The sequence below is a fragment of the Alphaproteobacteria bacterium genome (assembly GCA_024244705.1).
In the GTDB taxonomy this organism is placed as follows: Bacteria; Pseudomonadota; Alphaproteobacteria; order JAAEOK01; family JAAEOK01; genus JAAEOK01.
Genome location: JAAEOK010000110.1, coordinates 1 through 17,608, shown reverse-complemented (window position 1 = coordinate 17,608; position 17,608 = coordinate 1). Strand labels below are relative to the sequence as shown.

The window sequence follows — 17,608 nt, the reverse complement described above, 5'->3', positions numbered from 1 at the left end:
GTGATGATCCAATCGGTTGCCTTCGACGCCGACACTCATCATCGATCTTTGCGTCCGTCCGTGTGAAAAAGATGGTTTGGCATATGATCGACCGCACGGGATGACGTACGTAGTATTACCGTGGCCGAACAGGTGAGGGTGTGCACAAGCTTTCTGTGGTGGTTCCTTGTTTCAATGAGGCGGAGTGTTTGGCCGAGTTGCATCGACGGGTCACGGCCGTCTGCGAGGACCTGGTGCCGGGCGGTTACGAGCTGATCTTGGTCAATGACGGTTCGCGCGATAGCACTTGGCCGACGATCGAATCTTTGGTGTCGGCAGACGAGCGAATCGTTGGCGTAAATCTATCTCGCAACCATGGTCACCAGCTTGCGCTGACGGCCGGGCTCTGCATGGCCCAGGGTGAGCGTATTTTTGTTCTCGACGCCGATCTTCAGGATCCGCCCGAGTTGCTACCGAAAATGATGGCGCAAATGGACGACGGTTATGACGTCGTCTATGGCCAGCGGGTTCGACGCCATGGCGACAATATGTTCAAGAAATCAAGCGCGGCTCTGTTTTATCGGATTCTGATGCGGCTTAGCGATACGCCAATTCCACCCGACTCGGGGGATTTCCGCCTTATAAGCCGGCGGGCGCTCGACGCGTTGCTGGCCATGCCGGAGCAGCATCGCTTCGTGCGCGGAATGGTGAGCTGGATTGGCTTCGCCCAGACGGCGCTGTCCTACGACCGCGAGGAGCGATTTGCCGGCGCGACGAGTTATCCGATTCGAAAGATGATGCGATTCGCCTTCGACGCCATTACCGGCTTTTCGATTCAACCGTTACGCTTCGCTAGCCAAATCGGGGTCGCGCTGGGCGGATTGGGTGCTCTTCTTGTCGCCTATATCTTAATTGCTTGGTTGAGCGGCGACACGGTTCGTGGCTGGACCAGCCTGATGGCCGTTGTGCTCGTGCTGGGCAGCGTACAAATGGTTGTTCTTGGTGTGATGGGCGAGTATCTGGGCCGCCTCTATATGCAGGCTAAGAATCGGCCGCTTTTTTTGATCCAGGACATCGCCTGCCGGGGCCGTGTGGATATCAGCAATGCCGAGCGGCTCGGCTACGTCGCCGCCACGCAAGCGCCGGGTTCTGAGACCGAGGATCCCTTCAAGGCCGGCGCGACGGGGCAGCAGGCGGAAGCGCCATCGGAACGGAGAGGGCGGGCCGGCGGATGACGATCGGAACCCGATTAGGTAACGCCGGGTTCGACCGCTTTGCCACCACCTATGAAACCCTCCATGCTGAGAACATCGAAATTACCGGCGAGGAGCCGGCCTATTTCGCCGACTATAAGGCCCGCCTGATGGCGCACTGCCTGTCGGATTACGAGGTCGCGACGATTCTCGATTTCGGCTGCGGACTCGGCGGCAGTATTCCGTTCCTGCATCAATATTTTCCCGCCAGCCCCCTCATCGGCGCAGACCATTCGGCCGAGTTCCTTGCCGCGGCCGAGCGCCGGCACGGCGCGATCGCCGAGTTCGTCCAGACCAGCGAGCGGATTTCTGAGGTCGCCGACCAGAGCTGCGACGTCGTCTTCGTTGCCTGTGTTTTTCACCATATTGCGCCGGAACGGCACGCGGCGACGCTCGACCGGCTGCGGTGTTGCCTCCGACCCGACGGACATCTCTTTCTCTTCGAGCACAATCCCTACAATCCGTTGACCCTGCATGCCGTCAACACCTGCCCGTTCGACGTCGACGCCGTCCTCGTGCGCCCTAGCGAAATGGCGCGTCGCGTCCGCAAGACCGGCTACCGGGATGTCCGGCGGCGCTACTGCACGTTCTTTCCCAGGCCGTTGGCCGCCTTTCGCGGCCTGGAACCGATGTTGGGGTGGCTGCCGTTGGGCGCCCAATACTATATCTGGGCGCGTCCTTAGCGGCCCTCTTTCCGCGATCCTCCATGACCCGAAACCGTCACGCCAATAGACTATTTCGGGTGCCGTGTCCCGCCGACAAACCGGCGCCGGTTGCCACCCAAAGCGAAGATTCACGCCGGGGTCTTGTCAGGCCCATTTCCGATAGCTCTCGGGGCCGGGAATCTGGCAAAGTTACCCGATGGTAGCCAAAGTCCTCGTCATCGGCCTCGATGCCGCCGACGCGCCCACCCTCGAAACGGCGGCGCGGGGCGGCGACTTGCCCACGCTGGCGAGGCTGCAGCGGTCGGCGGGCACGGCGAGGCTGGCGAATTGCGCCTAAACGTTGCAGGGCGCCATCTGGCCGGAATTGAACAGCGGTCGCGCCGGCTATCGCCATGGCCGCTACTTTCTGGAACGGCAGTTGCACACCGGCGAGGCGGTCTTGCGGCCCTTGTCGCAGGAAGAACTGGGGCCGGAAGAATCCTACTGGAGCGTTGCCAGCCGTGCCGGTCGCCGGGTTGCCGCGATCGACATCAACGACGCGGCGCGGAATCCCGATTTCAATGGCATTCAGCTGACCGATTGGGGGCTCCACGACCGCACGCGGGCAGCCGGTTCGTCGCCCGGATCCCTGCTCGCCGATATTCGAGCCAGCCATGGCGATCACCCGGTCTCGAATTGCGATCACTATTCCACCGACGATGCCGGTTACCGCCGCCTTCTCGAAAATCTTGTTGACGGTGTGCGGCGCCGGAAGCGGTTGGTTCTCGACCTGCTTTCGCGCGAGGATTGGGATTTGTTCGCGCTGACGTTCAGCGAGAGTCACTGCGCCGGTCATCATTTCTGGCATTTCCATGACCCCAATGCCCCGTGGTACCGCACCGATGGGCCGGATGACCTCAAGGGAGCGGTGTTGGCCGTATATCGTGAGATCGACGATGCCGTGGGCAAAATCATCGAGGCGGCTGGGAATGATGCGAACGTCCTGCTTTTCACCAGTCACGGTATGGGTCCCTACACGGCGGGTTATCAGTTGGTGCCCGAGGTACTGGCGCGGTTGGGGATGGGTTCGGATGAGGGCCGGGCGAATGACAGTTGGCTGCGCCGTGCCAACAATGCCCTGAAATACATTGTGCCGATGTCGGCCCTGCCTCTCGTCTACCGGATCGCGGGGGTCGGCGTCGTTCGGAGCCTGCAAGACCGCAGCGGATGCCTGGTCAACCCGCTGCAGTCGACGCGTACCCGCGCCATCGCGTTGCCCAACAACCGAACTGGCGCCATTCGATTGAATTTGGTCGGCCGCGAACCTTTTGGCCGCGTCCAGCCGGGCAACGAAGCATCAGCGCTGAGTGCAGAGATCGCGGATGAATTCCGAGCTCTGGTCTTGCCCGGCACGAAGACCCCCATCGTCGAGTGGGTGCGGCCGGTCGATGAGATATTTGGTCCCGACCATCATCCCGACCTACCCGACATACTGGTCCGTTTCCGTCACGATCTCGGTATCTTGGAAGCCTGCGAATCGCCGCGCCTGGGCCGTGTTCGGGTCGCCATAAACCGCGCCTACAACCCGCGGACCGGGGACCACACGCCGGAATCCCGGCTGTGGTTGCGGTCGACTGCGATCGCCGATGGCCAGGATCTGCCGCCGGCACACGCGCTCGACATCGCGCCGACCGTCCTCCGCCTGTTGGATGTGCCGGTGCCGAACTGGATGGATGGCCGGCCGCTGCCGGCGGTTTCCTAATCGCTCTGCGATTTCGGCGTGCCGGCGACGCCCCAATTGGCATGGGGCACGTCGCGGATCAGCACACGGACGCGCGCCGGTTCTGAGTCGAGAACCCGGCACACCGTGTCGGTGACTTCGCGGATCAGTTCGGCTTTCTTGTCGTCGGTTCGGCCTTCGAGAATGCTGATATCGACGATCGGCATGGACCGGTCCCCCGTAGCTAAAGTTTGACGCAGATGTTGCGGAGCTCAGTGTAGAACTCCATCGAGTGGACGCCGCCTTCGCGGCCGATACCGGAGCGCTTGGCGCCGCCGAAGGGTGTCCGCAAATCGCGCAAGAACCAGCAATTCACCCAAGTGATGCCGACCTCGACCCGTTTGGCGACCCGGTTGGCCCTGGCGATGTCCTGGCTCCAGATCGATGTCGCGAGCCCATAGGGGCTGTCGTTGGCGAGGCCTATGACCTCGTCCTCGTCGTCGAACGGGCGGATATGGCAACACGGCCCGAAAATTTCCTCACGCACGACAGGCGACCCGTCGGCAAGCCCGGTCCAAATGGTGGGCTCGATCCAGGCGCCGCCATCGAGGCCGTTGCCCATTTCGGGAATGCCGCCGCCGATGGTGATTTCGGCGCCCTCTTGACGCGCCTTGTCGTAATAGGACCTGACCTTCTCGCGATGCGCTTGGCTGATCAGCGGACCGAGAGAGGTTGTTTCCTCCTCGGGCCGGCCGGGGCGCAACCTCGCCGCCCGCTCCGTCAGGGCGGCGACGAAGCGGTCGAAGATCGGGCGTTCGACATACATGCGTTCGGTGCCGAGACAAACCTGGCCGCAATTGGCAAAAACCGATCGCATGGTACCCTCGATCGCGGCCTCGAAATCGCAATCGGCGAACACGATGCCCGGGTTCTTGCCGCCGAGTTCGAAGGATACATCGCGGACGCCGACCGCGGCGTTCTTCATGATCGCTTCGCCGGTGACCGTTTCGCCGGTGAAGGTAATGGCGTCGACACCTGGATGCCGGGTCAGCAATTCGCCCGCCGAATCGGGGCCGAAACCGTGGACCACATTATAGACGCCGGGCGGTACCCCGGCGGCGTTCATGACCTCGCCGAGCAGCGCCGCCGTCGATGGCGTTTCCTCGGACGGCTTGACCACGACGGCATTACCGCAGGCGAGCGCGGGGCCGACCTTCCATGTCATCAATAGCAAGGGCAGGTTCCACGGACAGATGACGCCGATCACGCCTTTGGGGACACGGGTCGAATAGTTGATCGCACCCTTGCCGTCGGGAGTCGCGGTCTCGAAATATTCGCCGGCCATCGACTTGATCTGGTCGGCGAAGACCTTGAAATTAGCCGCTCCGCGCGGGATGTCGATATGCGAGGCAAGAGCGGTCGGCTTGCCGGTGTCCGCGACTTCGGCGTCGAGGAATTCCTTGAAGCGCGCGTTGATGCCGTCCGCCACGGCATAGAGGAGGCCGGCCCGATCCTGGATCGAGAATCCCGCCCAGGGGCCGGCGAGGGCCCGCCGTGCCGCCGACACCGTGGCATCGACCTCGTCGGCGCCGGCCTCGCAGACAATACTGACGATGCCGCCGTCGACCGGGCTGACATTCTCGAACGTGCGCCCGAGCGCGCCTTCGGTATAGGCACCGTCGATGAAATTGAGTGTTCGCCGATTGCTGCTCATGACGCCCCGATAAATGTGTGGGGCCAAGATGAAATGTCCGGCGGCACGGCGTCAAGACGGCGATTCCTCTATTTCGATACCGAAGGCGTTGCCTGCCCGACGGAGGGCGGGCATGATCCGGCCCCGGGTTAGATGGAAATGCCCATGCCTGATCTGATCAATGCCGCCGACGCGGTTCTGATGCCGGCGATCGGTATGGGCCTGGGCGACAAGCCGGCCCTGATCTCGCCCCTCGACGAGGTGACCTACAGCGATCTGTGCGGCCGGGTGTGCCAGGCAGCGCATATGTTCGCCGACGGCGGTCTGGAAATCGACGGGCGTGTCGTCCTTATGGTCAAGGACGGTCCGGACTTCGTCACTTGCTATCTCGGTGCGATCAAGGCCGGCGGCGTTGCGGTTGCGATCAACCTGCGCGGCGCGGCGCGGGATCTTCATCATGTTCTGGACGACAGCGATGCCCGATTCCTGATCATCGATGACGACTTCCTGCCGCTCTATGAGAGCATCCGTGGGTCGTTGCGCCGCCCGCCCGAAGTGATCGTTACCGACACCGCGGCGGCGGGGCCGACGCCGCTTCGAGACCGTCTCGCCACGCATGAGCGGTTTTTCGAAACCGTCGAGCGCCGGCTCTCGGACATGGCGTTCTGGATCTATACCTCCGGTACCACGGGTGCGTCCAAGGCGGCAGTGCACGGCCACCGGGACGTGTTGCTGGCCACCGCCTACGCCACGGAGGTCTTGGGAATCACCCAGGACGATACCCTGTTCGGCACGTCGAAACTGTTCTTTGCTTATACCTTGGGTACCTGCCTCTTCGCCTCGTTGCAATTGGGCGCGACGACCTTGCTCTATGACGGTTGGCCCGATTCGGCGGCGGTGGCAAGACTGGTCGAATCGCATCGTCCGACGGTCGTGTTTTCGGTCCCGACGATGTATCGCAACATGCTGGCTGACGGCGTGGCCGAACAAGCGGCGTTCAATTCCGTTCGCCATTGTGTCTCCGCCGGGGAGCGGTTGCCGGAATCGCTATGGCATCGCTGGCACGGCGCCACCGGAATTGAAATCCTCGACGGGATGGGCACGACGGAAACCATCTACATGCTGCTCAGCAACCGGCCCGCACAGGTCAAGCCGGGCAGCTCGGGGATCGCGGCGCCGGAGGCCGAAGTCCGCCTCGCCGACGCGGACGGACGCGATATCACGGCCGGCGAACCGGGCATCCTGTGGGCCCGAATCCAGTCCCGCTGCAGCGCCTACTGGGGCCAGCCCGATATTTCAGCCGAGGTGTTTCGGGGCGATTGGTTCCGAACCGGTGATATGTATGTCGTTGATCGAGAGGGCTATTGGTTCCATCAGGGTCGCTACGACGACATGTTGAAAATTTCGGGCCAATGGGTGAGCCCGGCCGAAATCGAGGATTTGATCACCGAGAGCGCGTTGGTTCGGGACGCCGCTCTGGTCGCCACCGAGACCGACGACGAGCTCCTGCGGACGACGCTCTTTGCCGTGGCCCCCGATGGCGGATACGATGCCGCGGCGCTTGAAGAGAAGCTTAGAAGCTATCTGGTCGAGCATTTGTCACCCTACAAATGTCCGAAGTGGATCAAGTTTATCGACGAAATTCCGCGTACGGCTACCGGTAAGGTGCAACGCTACCGGTTGCGTGGCGTGACAGCGTAGAAGGCATCTCGGCGAGGCAATCTGGGAGGAGGCAATGGCAAAGGAAATCATTACATCGAAGAAGGCGCCGACCACGGGCTTTACCGACAAGAGCAAGGAACCGCCGATCTGTCAGGCGATCCGGATGGGCAACATGCTTTTCGTATCGGGACAGGGACCGTTGGACCCGGAGACCAAAGAAGTCGTTTCCGGCGACATCCAGGCGCAGACCCGGCAGACGATGTCCAATCTAATGAGCGTGCTGGACGCCGCCGGCGCCACCGTCGCCAATGTCGTAAACATGCGCGTGATATTGCGGGACGTTACCGATTTTCCGTCCTTCAACGAGACATTCCGTGAGATTATGGCCGGAGAAAAAGTGACTCGGACCTGTATCGGCGGGACGCCGCACCGCAAAGGCGTCAACGTCGAGATCGATTGCGTTGCCATGTTCGACGAATAGGAAGGCGAAAATGGGCGGAGGAATATATCGAGGAATCGTCGTTCCCCATGCGCCACGTTTGGGTTTGCCCGAAATCGTGCCCGATTTCGCGAAGGATCTGGTCAAGGGGATCTGCGAAATGGGCGAGGATATCCGCGCCGACAAGCCGGACGTGCTGGTCGTCAATTCGGCCCACTATCTCAGCACCTTCAATTGGCTGGCGTCTATGGTTGCCCGCCATTGCGGCTACTGCGTCGCTATGGAGGCGCCCGATATGATCGCCGGCCAACCTTACGACTACCGTGGCGACCCGGAATTGGGTGCGGCGATCAGGGATGAGATCCGGGCCCTCGACTATCCGTGCATGGAAAACGCCAGCGAGCATTACACGTGGGATTACGGAACCTGGGTGCCCGTCCACTACCTCGATCCGGATGCCACGATGGCGGTCATTATCGTACCCGTCGTTTTGGCCGCCGATTTGGAGGAAACTTATCGCGTCGGCGGGGCAATCCATCGCGCCTGCGAGAAAGCCGGGCGCCGGGCCGTTTTGGCGGCGAGCTCCAGTTTTTCGCACAAACTCGTTCGCGGCCCGGCCGAGTGGCCGACCAAGGAGCGCCGCGACGCCGATCACGAATTCATCGAACTGCTGTTGCGGGGAGAACTCGATGCCGCTTGGCAAGGATTTCCCCAATACGCCCAATTCGTGGTCGGCGAGATGGGCGGCAAGGCGCTGGCGCTTCTGCTCGGCGGCCTCGCGGCGACCGGCGCCGGGTCCTTCGAAACGACGCAATTCGGCCCCTACGGGCAATCGTCCGGCAGCGGCAACGCCAACATTTCCCTGAAGCGCGCCGCTTAAGGCCCGTCACCGGGTTCCTCATGATTCGCCCGGCTCGGCGGTGACGCGCTTTTTCACCGGTTGCGAGCCGCGAAACGCAATTTCCCGGGTCGGATTGCTTGGCTTTGCCGGCGAGGCATCGACCGCGTGAGGCGCCAGATATCAGCCAAACTTGCCGCCGGCGTGCAATCTGATATGGTCGCTGCATGACAATCCGGACAGCCAAATTTCATATTGGCGATATCGTCAAGCACCGCCACTATCCGTTTCGCGGCGTCATCTTCGATGTCGACCCCGAATTCGACAATACCGAGGAATGGTGGCTGTCGATTCCCGAAGAGATTCGGCCGATCAAAGACCAGCCCTTCTATCACTTGCTCGCGGAAAACGAGGAGACGACGTATATAGCCTACGTTTCAGAGCAAAACCTGGTTCCGGACGACAGCGGGAATCCGGTCGCTCATCCCAATGTCTGCGACCTCTTCGACGGCATAACGAATGGCCGGTATGTGCTGAAGCACGGCCAAGCGAATTAAAGGATCGGGATGCGGGGTCGCCATGGACTCCGGCGAGCACTCCAAAGACGAAAACAGGACGGCCGGCGATCTACCCCGGGTCGATGTCTCGGTTGTCATGATCACCCGCGATGCGAGCGCCCATCTCGGCGAGGTCTTGGATTCGGTGCGTGGCTTTCCTGAAGTCGTGGTGCTCGACAATGGCTCGACCGATGCCACCCTCGATATCGCTGCCGGTTATCCCAACGTCCGTATCGAGGAATCCGCATTCATCGGCTTCGGCCCGCTGAAGAACAAAGCGATCGGTCTTGCTTCCCACGATTGGATTTTGTCTCTCGATAGCGACGAGGTGCTGAGTCGGGAACTGGCGGATGAAATCCTGTCGCTCGACCTCGATCCGTCGAAAGTCTACGCGTTGCCCTTCCACAACTACTTTCGCGGCCGCTGGATTCGAGGTTGTGGCTGGCATCCGCAATGGAAGACGCGCCTTTTTCACCGCCGGCACGCGAAATTCAGCGACGATCAGGTCCATGAAGGTCTGCGCCACCCGGACCATCGCGTTGTCCGCCTGCTCCATCCGGTGCGCCATTACACGGCGGATTCGGTGGCGGATTTTCAGGCCAAGGAACGCCTCTATTCCGAACTCTACGTCGCTCAACACGCCGGCGAAAAGCGGGTCGGGGTGCCAATGGCCGTTGCCAAGGGTGGGTTCGCGTTCCTGAGAAGCTATTTCCTTCAACGCGGAATCCTGTGCGGCGCCGATGGTTTCATAATTTCCGCCCACGCCGGGATCGCCAGGTTCTACCGCTACCTGAAACTACGCGAGGCCAACCTGAGCAGGGATTAAACCCGGTCCGCCATTCAAGATTGCTTGGCCGCGACGTGCTGCCGGGTCCGCCACATCGCCCACAATCCGACGGCACCGGTCAACGCCGCACCGAGCAGCATCGCCGTCCGCAGGCCTATGACCTCGGAAAGCGCGCCGAGGATGAGGGCGCCCAATGCAGGACTGCCGCGGAATATCAGGTTGTAGACGCTGAGTACGCGGCCGCGCATCCGCGCGGAGGTGGACAATTGGAGCCGGGTCTGGGTGCCGATGCCATTGAGGACCAGTGCGGTGCCGACCATCGTCATCGCCGGTACCGCGAGCCAAAGGCTGTCGTAGGCGACGAAGGTGAACAGCGAAAGCGATATCGCGATGGCGGAGAAGAGCACGATGGGCGTGGTGTCGCCACCCTCCCGCTGCGCCATCCACAAGCCGCCGAGGACAGCGCCAATCCCCATCGCGGAGGTCAGCAACGCCAGTGTACCGGCGTCGCCGCCAAAAACGCCGGCGGCGAAGCCGGGCAGCAATTCGGCAACCGGGCGGGCGCAAAGCGAGGTCGCCGCCAGCAGGCACAGCAAGACGGCAATACCATCGTGGGTCGCGATATATTTGATGCCGTCGTGAAGATCGCCGACGAAACTGCGGCGTTCCGCGCTTGGCGGCGCGACCGGATCGAGGTTCAAACGCGACAACGCGATAAGAAAGGCGACAAAGCTCAAGGCGTTGGCGGCGAAGGCCGCGGGTACGCCGCTGGCCAGGATCACGACACCGGCGATGGCCGGTCCAACGAACCTGGCGCAATTGAAGATGACTGAGTTGATCGCGACCGCGGTGCCGACATCCTCCGGGCGGACCAAACTCGGAACCAGGGCCAGTCTCGATGGCTGGTTGAACCCCGCCACCAGGCCGTAGAACAATGTCAGGGCGAGCAGCAGCCAGGGCGTCATGACGCCGGCCAGGGTCAGTCCGAAAAGCGCGAAGGATTGAACCATGGCCAAGCTCTGGCTGAGCCTGATCACGCGGAGGCGGTCCCAGCGATCGGCGACAACGCCGGCGAGCGGCCCGATTAGGGTCGCCGGAAACAGGCTGGCAAAGGCCATGAGGCCCAGCCAAGTTCCCGATTCCGTCAGCTCCCATGTGAGCCAACCGACAGAGATCCGCTGCATCCACGTTCCGACCAGAGAGATTCCAAAGCCGGTCGTGTAAATCCGGTAGTTTCTATTTTCGAAGACGCGTGCGACACGCCGAAATCGGAGAGCGACTGCCATGGCATCGGCAATCTAGAGTACTATGGGTTCATGTAGAACCATTCTGCCGGCGGCATTTTGAACACATAGCGCCTGCGCTGAAACTGCCGGGAAGTGCGCTCCGAGAAAATGAGCGAACGGTGCACGTCCCGCAGGAATCGTTCACGCGGAATCAGACGGCGTATCGGCCTTGGTCTCTTCGATGACTTCTTCGACCGGCGCATAATCCCCGGTGCGCAGTGCTTCCAAAGACGCGTCGACGACTTCGGCTGGCACCCCTGCGGCGCGCAGGGTCTGTCCGGCGAGCTGAAGACTGGCCTCGAGGATCTCCGGCACGACCATCGTTGCGCCGGCCGCCTTGAGTTCATCGCTGTTGCTCCGGTCATGGGCCCGAACGATGATATCGCCGTGCGGGCACAATTGGTGCAATGCCCGCACCGCGCTCATCGCCGCAATCGGATTGTCGAGCGTGACGACCGCCCCCCGCGCACGCTCGACCCCGGCGACACGAAGGATGTCGAAGCGGCCTGCGTTCCCGTAATAGACCTGGAAGCCCTGGTCGCGCGCCTTCGTGATCGTTTTCTGATTTAGATCCAACGCGATGTAGGCAACGCCATGATCCTGCAGCAGCCGAGCCACGGTCTGGCCGACGCGGCCGAACCCGGCAATGAGCATATGCTCCCCAAGCCCAGCGGTGTCCTGACCGAGACGGCTGCGATCGGTCAGCTCGCGATGTTCGAGCGCCGCCCCGAGACGCATTCCCAACGCCGCGAGGGCTGGCGTGGCAACCATGGTCAGGCCGACCACGACCAGCAAGAGTTGACCGGTGGTCAACGGCATGATCCCGACGACGACGGCGAGACCGAACAGGACGAAGGCGAACTCGCCGCATTGGGCGAGAAGCGCGCCGACGCGAACCGAAATGTCCAACGGAAAGCCGAATAGGCGGCACAGGATTAGAATCAGCAGGCCTTTGACCGCGAGCAACAGCACGACGAGACCGACGACGGTGTATGCCTCCGCAAGGACCAGCGCAGGATCGATCGCCATGCCGACCGACATGAAGAACAGGCCGACGAACAGCCCCCGGAAGGGTTGGATATCGACCTCGATCTGATGGACATATTCGGTTTCTGAAAGCAGCAGGCCGGCCAGGAACGCGCCCAGCGCGAGCGACAAACCGGTCTGCGCGGTAGCCCAACTCGTACCGAGGACGATCAACAAGGTGGCGCCCACGAAAAGCTCGGGATTTCGCGTTCCCGCTACGACACGATAAACGGGGCGGAGGATGAGACGGCCGAGCAAGGTCAGACCGACCAGCGCCACCACGGCCTTCAGTCCTGCGATGCCCAGCGAGGTCGCAATGTTTTGCTCTTCTTCGGCCAGCAACGGGACCAGCGCCAACAGCGGTACGACGGCAAGGTCCTGAAGCAACAGAATCGAAAACGCAGTCCGTCCGAATCGGGTGTTCGTCATACCCGTCTCGGACAGAAGTTGAACGACGAGTGCCGTCGAAGAAAAGGCCAGCCCGCCTCCGACAATAATCGCCAACTCGATGGGCATCCCGAGGGCGTACGCCCCGGTGCCCAGAATCAGAGCCGTGATCACCATCTGGCAGGTGCCCAGACCGAACACCTCCCGGCGCATTGCCTTGAGGCGGTCGAAGGAAAGTTCGAGCCCGATCGCGAACAGCAGGAAAATGATGCCGAATTCGGCGATATGCCGGGTCGTTTCCAGGTCCTTGATGAGACCGAACGCATAGGGACCGATGACCGCGCCGGCAACGAGATAGGCCAGTACGGGACTTGCCTTGATGCGCTGAAACAGCGGCACGACTACGACCGCCGCCAGCAGGAAGATAAGGATCGGCGTGAAGTCGAAGGCCAGCTCGTGGCCCAACTCGAGGCTGTATTCCATGGTTCCGCGACTATGCCACCGACCGCCGGCCGCTTCTATGGGGTGTGTGAAAAATCAACCTTCCTATCATGGGCCACTCCTAGGCCGGGCTCCAGGGCTCCCTCGGATTCCGCATCGGTCGGGGAGTTTCGAACACGGACTGTCAAAGCTATAATCGCGGCCTACCGGCCTTCGCGCCGCGGACCGCGGTGCCGGGGGGTCATCTTCGGTATGCTGCTCAATGCCCTCGGTATGACATGAACGCCTGGTGTTCTAGAATTCGGCGACCGATTTTCCATCAACTTGGTTCGGCTGTAGAATGTTGAAAGCGAGGAGAGAGATGGCGATCCGTCGAATTGTAATGGGGCGCGTGATCGGCATCGTGGCATTGGGTCTGTTGCCCGCATGCGGCGTCCTGGCGCCGCTGCCGGACCCGTCGTCGTTACAGGATCGCGCGCACAGCATCCCGACGGAGGGCACTCCGATCGATTCGCCGGTCACGATCTATTGGGACAGCCACCAGATCCCATTCATCGAAGCATCCAGTGATACGGATGCTGCCTTCGCGCTCGGTCTCGTCCACGCCCATTTGCGGCTCGGCCAGATGGAGATGTTCCGTCGCATATCGCAGGGTCGGATCGCCGAGATGGGTGGACCGTTGGCTACCGATATCGATCACGGATTGCGGATTCTCGATTTCAGTCGCGTCGCGTCCGAGATCGAGGCTGGTTTACCGGATGAAACCCGCGCCTGGCTCGGCTCATTTGTTGCAGGGATCAATTATTATGCCGAGAACGCGGCGTCCTTGCCGGCGGAGTTTGAAATCCTGGGACTGGAACGGGAGGTCTGGACCGTCCGCGACATCATCGTCATGGGGCGCCTTGCGGCGACCGACGTGAATTGGCTGGTGTGGTTCAACCTCCTGCCGATGCGCCAGCGGGCGGATTGGCCGCAATTGTGGACGCGATTGGTCGGCAACGGCTCGGTTCCGTTGCTCGAATCGTCCGGCCGCGAGGATCGGCTGCGCCTCGCCGATATTCTCGCCGGCACCAGCCGCTCCGGGAGCAACAGCGTTGCCGTCGGCCCGTCGCGCACCGCTACCGGCAGCGCGATCATGGCAAACGACCCTCACCTCGGGCTGTTGATTCCCAACTTGTGGCTGATCGTTGGCGTCAAGTCGCCATCGTACCATGCGGTCGGGCTCATGGCGTCCGGGCTGCCGTTGTTTGCCATCGGGCGAAATCCGGCAGTTGCCTGGGGTGGAACCAATCTGCGCGCCGCTGCCAGCGAATTGGTCGATCTTAGCGAGCTTTCGCCACCGGAAATTACAAGCCGGCAGGAAACCATCGGCGTCCGTTGGTGGCTGGACGAGGACGTTACGATCCGCGAAACCAAATGGGGCCCGATCCTGTCCGACGCGCCTCAGCTTGCCGATCTCGACGGACCCGAATTCGCGTTGCGTTGGATCGGCAACATGCCGAGCGACGAGTTTACGACGTTTCTCAAGGTAAGCCGGGCGCAGGATTTCGAAGCATTCAAGGCCGCCTTCGATAGCTTTGCCGTGCCCGGCCAGAACATGCTTTACGCCGACCGCGCCGGGAACATCGGCATGATCATGGCGGTCCGTTTGCCACGCCGCAATGGCGAACCGCCAGCCGATCTGATCGTTTCCGAAGACGCCCATACGGCGGACTGGCGTTCGACCGTCGGCACCGCCGACCTGCCGTCGAAAATGAATCCGGAACTTGGATATCTGGTATCCGCCAACAACGATCCCGGTCCGGCGCCGGTGCCGGTCGGCTATTTCTTTTCGCCCGATGACCGCGTGGAGCGGATGACGGAAATTATCGAAGGCACGGACACGGTCGGCTTTGAGACACTGGCCCGGCTTCAACAGGACGTTTACATGAAAACGTCGGTTCTGTTGCGCGATTTGCTGGTGGCCAGAATCAATGCTCTCGACCTGAGCGGAGATATTGCGCCGGGCGAGGCGGAAGCCGTCGAAATGATTGAGATGTGGGACGGCCACTACCGGGCCGAATCGCGGGCGGCCGCGGTGTTCGAAGCCTTCCGCGCCGCGTTCCTGGCCGAATTTTACGAGGTCTCCCTTGGCGACCAGGATTGGGCCGCCTATGCCGGCATCGACCGGGCCCAACGTCTGACACGCGAGGACATCGCCACCGTCGACGAGACCCGCCTGCGTGCCGCGCTTGGGGCCGGATTGGCGGCGGCCGCGGCTGCGGCGGAAAGCGGCGACAGTTGGGGGGATCGGCACCGGCTCGTCGTCCAGCACCCGCTTGGCAATTTGCCCTTGGTGGGCGACCGGTTTCAGTTCGGCGACTTCCCCGCCGGCGGGAGCTCTGAAGCGCTGATGAAAACGGCGCACGGGCCGGCCGGCGAACGCCATGCGGTCCGCTACGGCTCCAATGCGCGGCACATCTCCGATCTCGCCGATCCCGATGCCAATTATTTTGTCCTACTCGGCGGCCAGGACGGGTGGTTCAATAGCGCCGCCTTTCTCGATCAGATTCCGCTGTGGCGTCAGGGGCAGTACATCAAGGTTCCGCTGACCCTCGAGGCCGTGCGCAAAGGCGCGGTCGGAGAGACAGTATTGCGCCCATGACCTCAGCCGATTCTGCGGAGGCTCGATGCTCGACGCCACGCCCCTGTTGAGGTCTTACGCCAAGCGGCGTTTGCACCGCCTGGTGAAGCAAGATCCGGTCTCGGCACAACGGCAGCAGCTTATGAAGTTGATCGAGCGCGGACGGGGTACCAGGTTCGGCCGCGACCACGGGCTGGATGGCGTCGCAACAATCGAGGAATTCCAAGACCGGGTCCCCTTGCGGACATTCGACGAATTCTGGCAGCATTACTGGTCATCCGATTTTCCGCGTCTGGTCGATTGTACGTGGCCGGGAACGATCCCGTTCTTTGCCGAAACGTCCGGCACGACGACCGGCCGCACCAAGCATATCCCCTGCACCCGGGAGATGATCCGCGCCAACACGCGGGCCGGCCTCGATATTCTCGTCCACCACGTCGCCAACCGGCCGCGGACGCGCCTGCTCGGTGGCCTCAACTTCATGCTTGGCGGCAGCTCCGCCCTGCACCGGCTGGCGCCGGGAATATCCACCGCCGACCTCAGCGGCATCGCGGCCACGGTCATGCCGTGGTGGGCGCGTCTGCGCTACTTTCCGCCGCGCGCCTTGGAGGCCATTCCGGATTGGGAAAGCCGCATCGAGGCGCTCGCCGCGGCGGCCCTCGGCGAGGATATCCGTTCGATCAGCGGTACACCGAGTTGGTTGCTGGTCCTGTTTGACCGGCTGGTCGAAAAGAGCCCACGACCGACGCGGCGTTTGGCCGAATACTTCCCCAATCTTGAGATGATCGTTCACGGCGCGGTCAACTTCGCGCCCTATCGGTCATCCTTCGACGAATGGCTGGACGGCAGTATGGCGGTGACCCGTGAGGTCTATCCAGCCAGTGAGGGCTTTATCGCGATTGCCGATCGCGGTGACGGCGAGGGGCTCAGATTGATCCTCGACAACGGACTGTTTTTCGAATTCGTGCCCCGCGACGAACTCGCATCGGCCCATCCGACGCGCCATTGGCTGGCAACCGCCGAAACCGGCCTCGACTACGCACTGGTGCTCACCACTTGTTCGGGCCTGTGGTCCTACGTGATCGGCGACACGGTGAAACTGATCGACCGGGACCCACCGCGTGTCCTGGTGACGGGACGGACGACTTATATGTTGTCGGCCTTCGGCGAGCATCTGATCGATGTCGAAATCGAAGCGGCGGTTAGCGCCGCCGCCATGGCTATCGATGCTCACATCGCCGACTTTTCCGTCGGGCCCGTCTTTCCAACCGCCGATCAAACCCGCGGCGGCCATGTCTATGTCGTCGAATTCAGGAACGCGACGCCGGGACCGGATGCGGTCGCCCGCTTCGGCGCCCTTGTCGACGAAGCGCTAATCGCGGATAACGAAGATTATCGCGCCCACCGCGCCGGCATGGTGGCACCGCGGATCGAAATCGCGGAGCCGGGCACGTTCTATGCCTGGATGAAACACCGCGGCAAACTCGGCGGCCAGAACAAGGTCCCGCGAATCATCAACGACCCCGACCTGCTCGAAGACCTGCGCCGGTTCGCAAATGCTCGTGCGGGCGAATAGGGCACGACCGCTCCGGATTGGAGCGCAGTGTACAATGGGTATTAAGCGATGCCGTCGACGAGAACGAGATTGGCGTCGGCCGAGCGATGGCGGTGTTTCGCCAGTTCTCGATAGTCGGGGTCATTGTACCAATTGCGGGCATGATCAAGGCTTGGAAATTTCGTGATCACCGTGCGCGGAAAGGCCCATTGCCCTCGATCATTTCAGTTTCGAAACTCGACGTCACAAGCAGTTGGCCGCCGTGCCTTTCGAAATTCGGCGCAAAGCCGGCCAGGTATTTCTTGTATTGGTCGGGATCGTTTACCCTGACTTGGGCGATCATATACGCGCTCATTTGCGGCTCCTCTTGCCTAACGTAGTTCACTGAGCTCCGGCCACCCGGCCAAGTACCACCATCGGACGCAGTCGCGATCCAAACCCACTGACCCTGTGGCAAGCTGGTGCGGATCGGGCGAATGCGGCAGCGGGATACCCGGTTCTCGCGTAGGTGCCGTCCTTACGGCGCCGGATCGCGCTGGGTGGTGCCTTTTAATACTCTGATTTATCACGAAAAACCTGGTGGGCGCTGCAAGGATTGAACTTGCGACCTCTGCCGTGTGAAGGCAGCGCTCTCCCGCTGAGCTAAGCGCCCGGATGGCCCGCATATAAGAGCCGGTCCGCGACCCTGTCAAGCAAGCCCGGGTGAATTCGCCGCGCC

General features: G+C 62.0%; 17 protein-coding genes and 1 tRNA gene. 11 read left to right on the top strand and 7 right to left on the bottom strand.

Going from position 1 to position 17,608, the window contains the following annotated elements:
- Positions 1–140 precede the first annotated feature (140 nt).
- From GY791_19935 to GY791_19920, 4 genes are all read left to right on the top strand, one after another.
- The gene (locus tag GY791_19935) at positions 141–1,214 is read left to right on the top strand and encodes a glycosyltransferase family 2 protein (GenBank protein MCP4330670.1); all 1,074 of its coding nucleotides are present in this window, start codon (positions 141–143) and stop codon (positions 1,212–1,214) included.
- Entirely contained in the window at positions 1,211–1,915 is a 705-nt protein-coding gene (locus GY791_19930) for a class I SAM-dependent methyltransferase (protein ID MCP4330669.1), read from the top strand. The genes GY791_19935 and GY791_19930 overlap by 4 nt, the downstream gene beginning before the upstream one ends.
- Before the next feature lie 178 nt (positions 1,916–2,093).
- Positions 2,094–2,234, top strand: coding sequence for a hypothetical protein (locus GY791_19925; GenBank protein ID MCP4330668.1), 141 nt, complete (start codon positions 2,094–2,096; stop codon positions 2,232–2,234).
- Between the two features lie 3 nt (positions 2,235–2,237).
- A complete protein-coding gene (locus GY791_19920) occupies positions 2,238–3,638 on the top strand; it encodes a hypothetical protein (protein ID MCP4330667.1) in 1,401 nt (466 codons plus the stop codon).
- Here the strand turns inward: GY791_19920 and GY791_19915 are convergent.
- Positions 3,635–3,823, bottom strand: coding sequence for a 4-oxalocrotonate tautomerase (locus GY791_19915; protein ID MCP4330666.1), 189 nt, complete (start codon positions 3,821–3,823; stop codon positions 3,635–3,637). The genes GY791_19920 and GY791_19915 overlap by 4 nt on opposite strands.
- A gap of 17 nt (positions 3,824–3,840) precedes the next feature.
- Positions 3,841–5,310, bottom strand: a complete 1,470-nt coding sequence (locus GY791_19910; protein MCP4330665.1) for a 2-hydroxymuconic semialdehyde dehydrogenase — start codon at positions 5,308–5,310, stop codon at positions 3,841–3,843.
- A 144-nt stretch (positions 5,311–5,454) separates the two neighbouring features.
- On the opposite strand from GY791_19910, the gene GY791_19905 reads away from it, so the two are divergent.
- From GY791_19905 to GY791_19885, 5 genes are all read left to right on the top strand, one after another.
- Complete coding sequence (locus tag GY791_19905; protein MCP4330664.1) at positions 5,455–6,990, top strand: benzoate-CoA ligase family protein; 1,536 nt, start codon at positions 5,455–5,457, stop codon at positions 6,988–6,990.
- A 34-nt stretch (positions 6,991–7,024) separates the two neighbouring features.
- A complete protein-coding gene (locus GY791_19900; protein MCP4330663.1) occupies positions 7,025–7,432 on the top strand; it encodes a RidA family protein in 408 nt (135 codons plus the stop codon).
- 10 nt (positions 7,433–7,442) lie between these two features.
- Positions 7,443–8,270, top strand: a complete 828-nt coding sequence (locus GY791_19895) for a hypothetical protein (GenBank protein MCP4330662.1) — start codon at positions 7,443–7,445, stop codon at positions 8,268–8,270.
- 185 nt (positions 8,271–8,455) lie between these two features.
- Positions 8,456–8,785, top strand: a complete 330-nt coding sequence (hspQ, locus tag GY791_19890) for a heat shock protein HspQ (GenBank protein ID MCP4330661.1) — start codon at positions 8,456–8,458, stop codon at positions 8,783–8,785.
- A gap of 22 nt (positions 8,786–8,807) precedes the next feature.
- Positions 8,808–9,611 (top strand): glycosyltransferase family 2 protein, encoded by an 804-nt coding sequence (locus tag GY791_19885; protein ID MCP4330660.1) that lies wholly within the window; start codon positions 8,808–8,810, stop codon positions 9,609–9,611.
- A gap of 14 nt (positions 9,612–9,625) precedes the next feature.
- Here GY791_19885 and GY791_19880 read toward each other — a convergent pair whose 3' ends face one another.
- Together GY791_19880 and GY791_19875 are read right to left on the bottom strand one after the other, a co-directional pair.
- Entirely contained in the window at positions 9,626–10,858 is a 1,233-nt protein-coding gene (locus tag GY791_19880) for an MFS transporter (protein MCP4330659.1), read from the bottom strand.
- Positions 10,859–10,999: 141 nt separating this feature from the next.
- Complete coding sequence (locus GY791_19875; GenBank protein ID MCP4330658.1) at positions 11,000–12,754, bottom strand: portal protein; 1,755 nt, start codon at positions 12,752–12,754, stop codon at positions 11,000–11,002.
- A gap of 319 nt (positions 12,755–13,073) precedes the next feature.
- On the opposite strand from GY791_19875, the gene GY791_19870 reads away from it, so the two are divergent.
- Both GY791_19870 and GY791_19865 read left to right on the top strand, forming a co-directional pair.
- Positions 13,074–15,356 carry a penicillin acylase family protein gene (locus tag GY791_19870; protein MCP4330657.1) on the top strand — a complete coding sequence of 761 codons (2,283 nt, stop codon included), beginning with the start codon at positions 13,074–13,076 and terminating at the stop codon, positions 15,354–15,356.
- A gap of 25 nt (positions 15,357–15,381) precedes the next feature.
- Entirely contained in the window at positions 15,382–16,911 is a 1,530-nt protein-coding gene (locus tag GY791_19865; GenBank protein ID MCP4330656.1) for a GH3 auxin-responsive promoter family protein, read from the top strand.
- 41 nt (positions 16,912–16,952) lie between these two features.
- Here the strand turns inward: GY791_19865 and GY791_19860 are convergent, their stop codons facing one another.
- From GY791_19860 to GY791_19850, 3 genes are all read right to left on the bottom strand, one after another.
- Positions 16,953–17,081, bottom strand: a complete 129-nt coding sequence (locus GY791_19860) for a DUF1330 domain-containing protein (GenBank protein ID MCP4330655.1) — start codon at positions 17,079–17,081, stop codon at positions 16,953–16,955.
- The gene (locus GY791_19855) at positions 17,078–17,245 is read right to left on the bottom strand and encodes a DUF1330 domain-containing protein (GenBank protein MCP4330654.1); all 168 of its coding nucleotides are present in this window, start codon (positions 17,243–17,245) and stop codon (positions 17,078–17,080) included. Before GY791_19855 ends, GY791_19860 begins: the two co-directional genes overlap by 4 nt.
- Positions 17,246–17,467: 222 nt before the next feature.
- Positions 17,468–17,542, bottom strand: a tRNA-Val gene (locus GY791_19850).
- Positions 17,543–17,608: the final 66 nt, after the last annotated feature.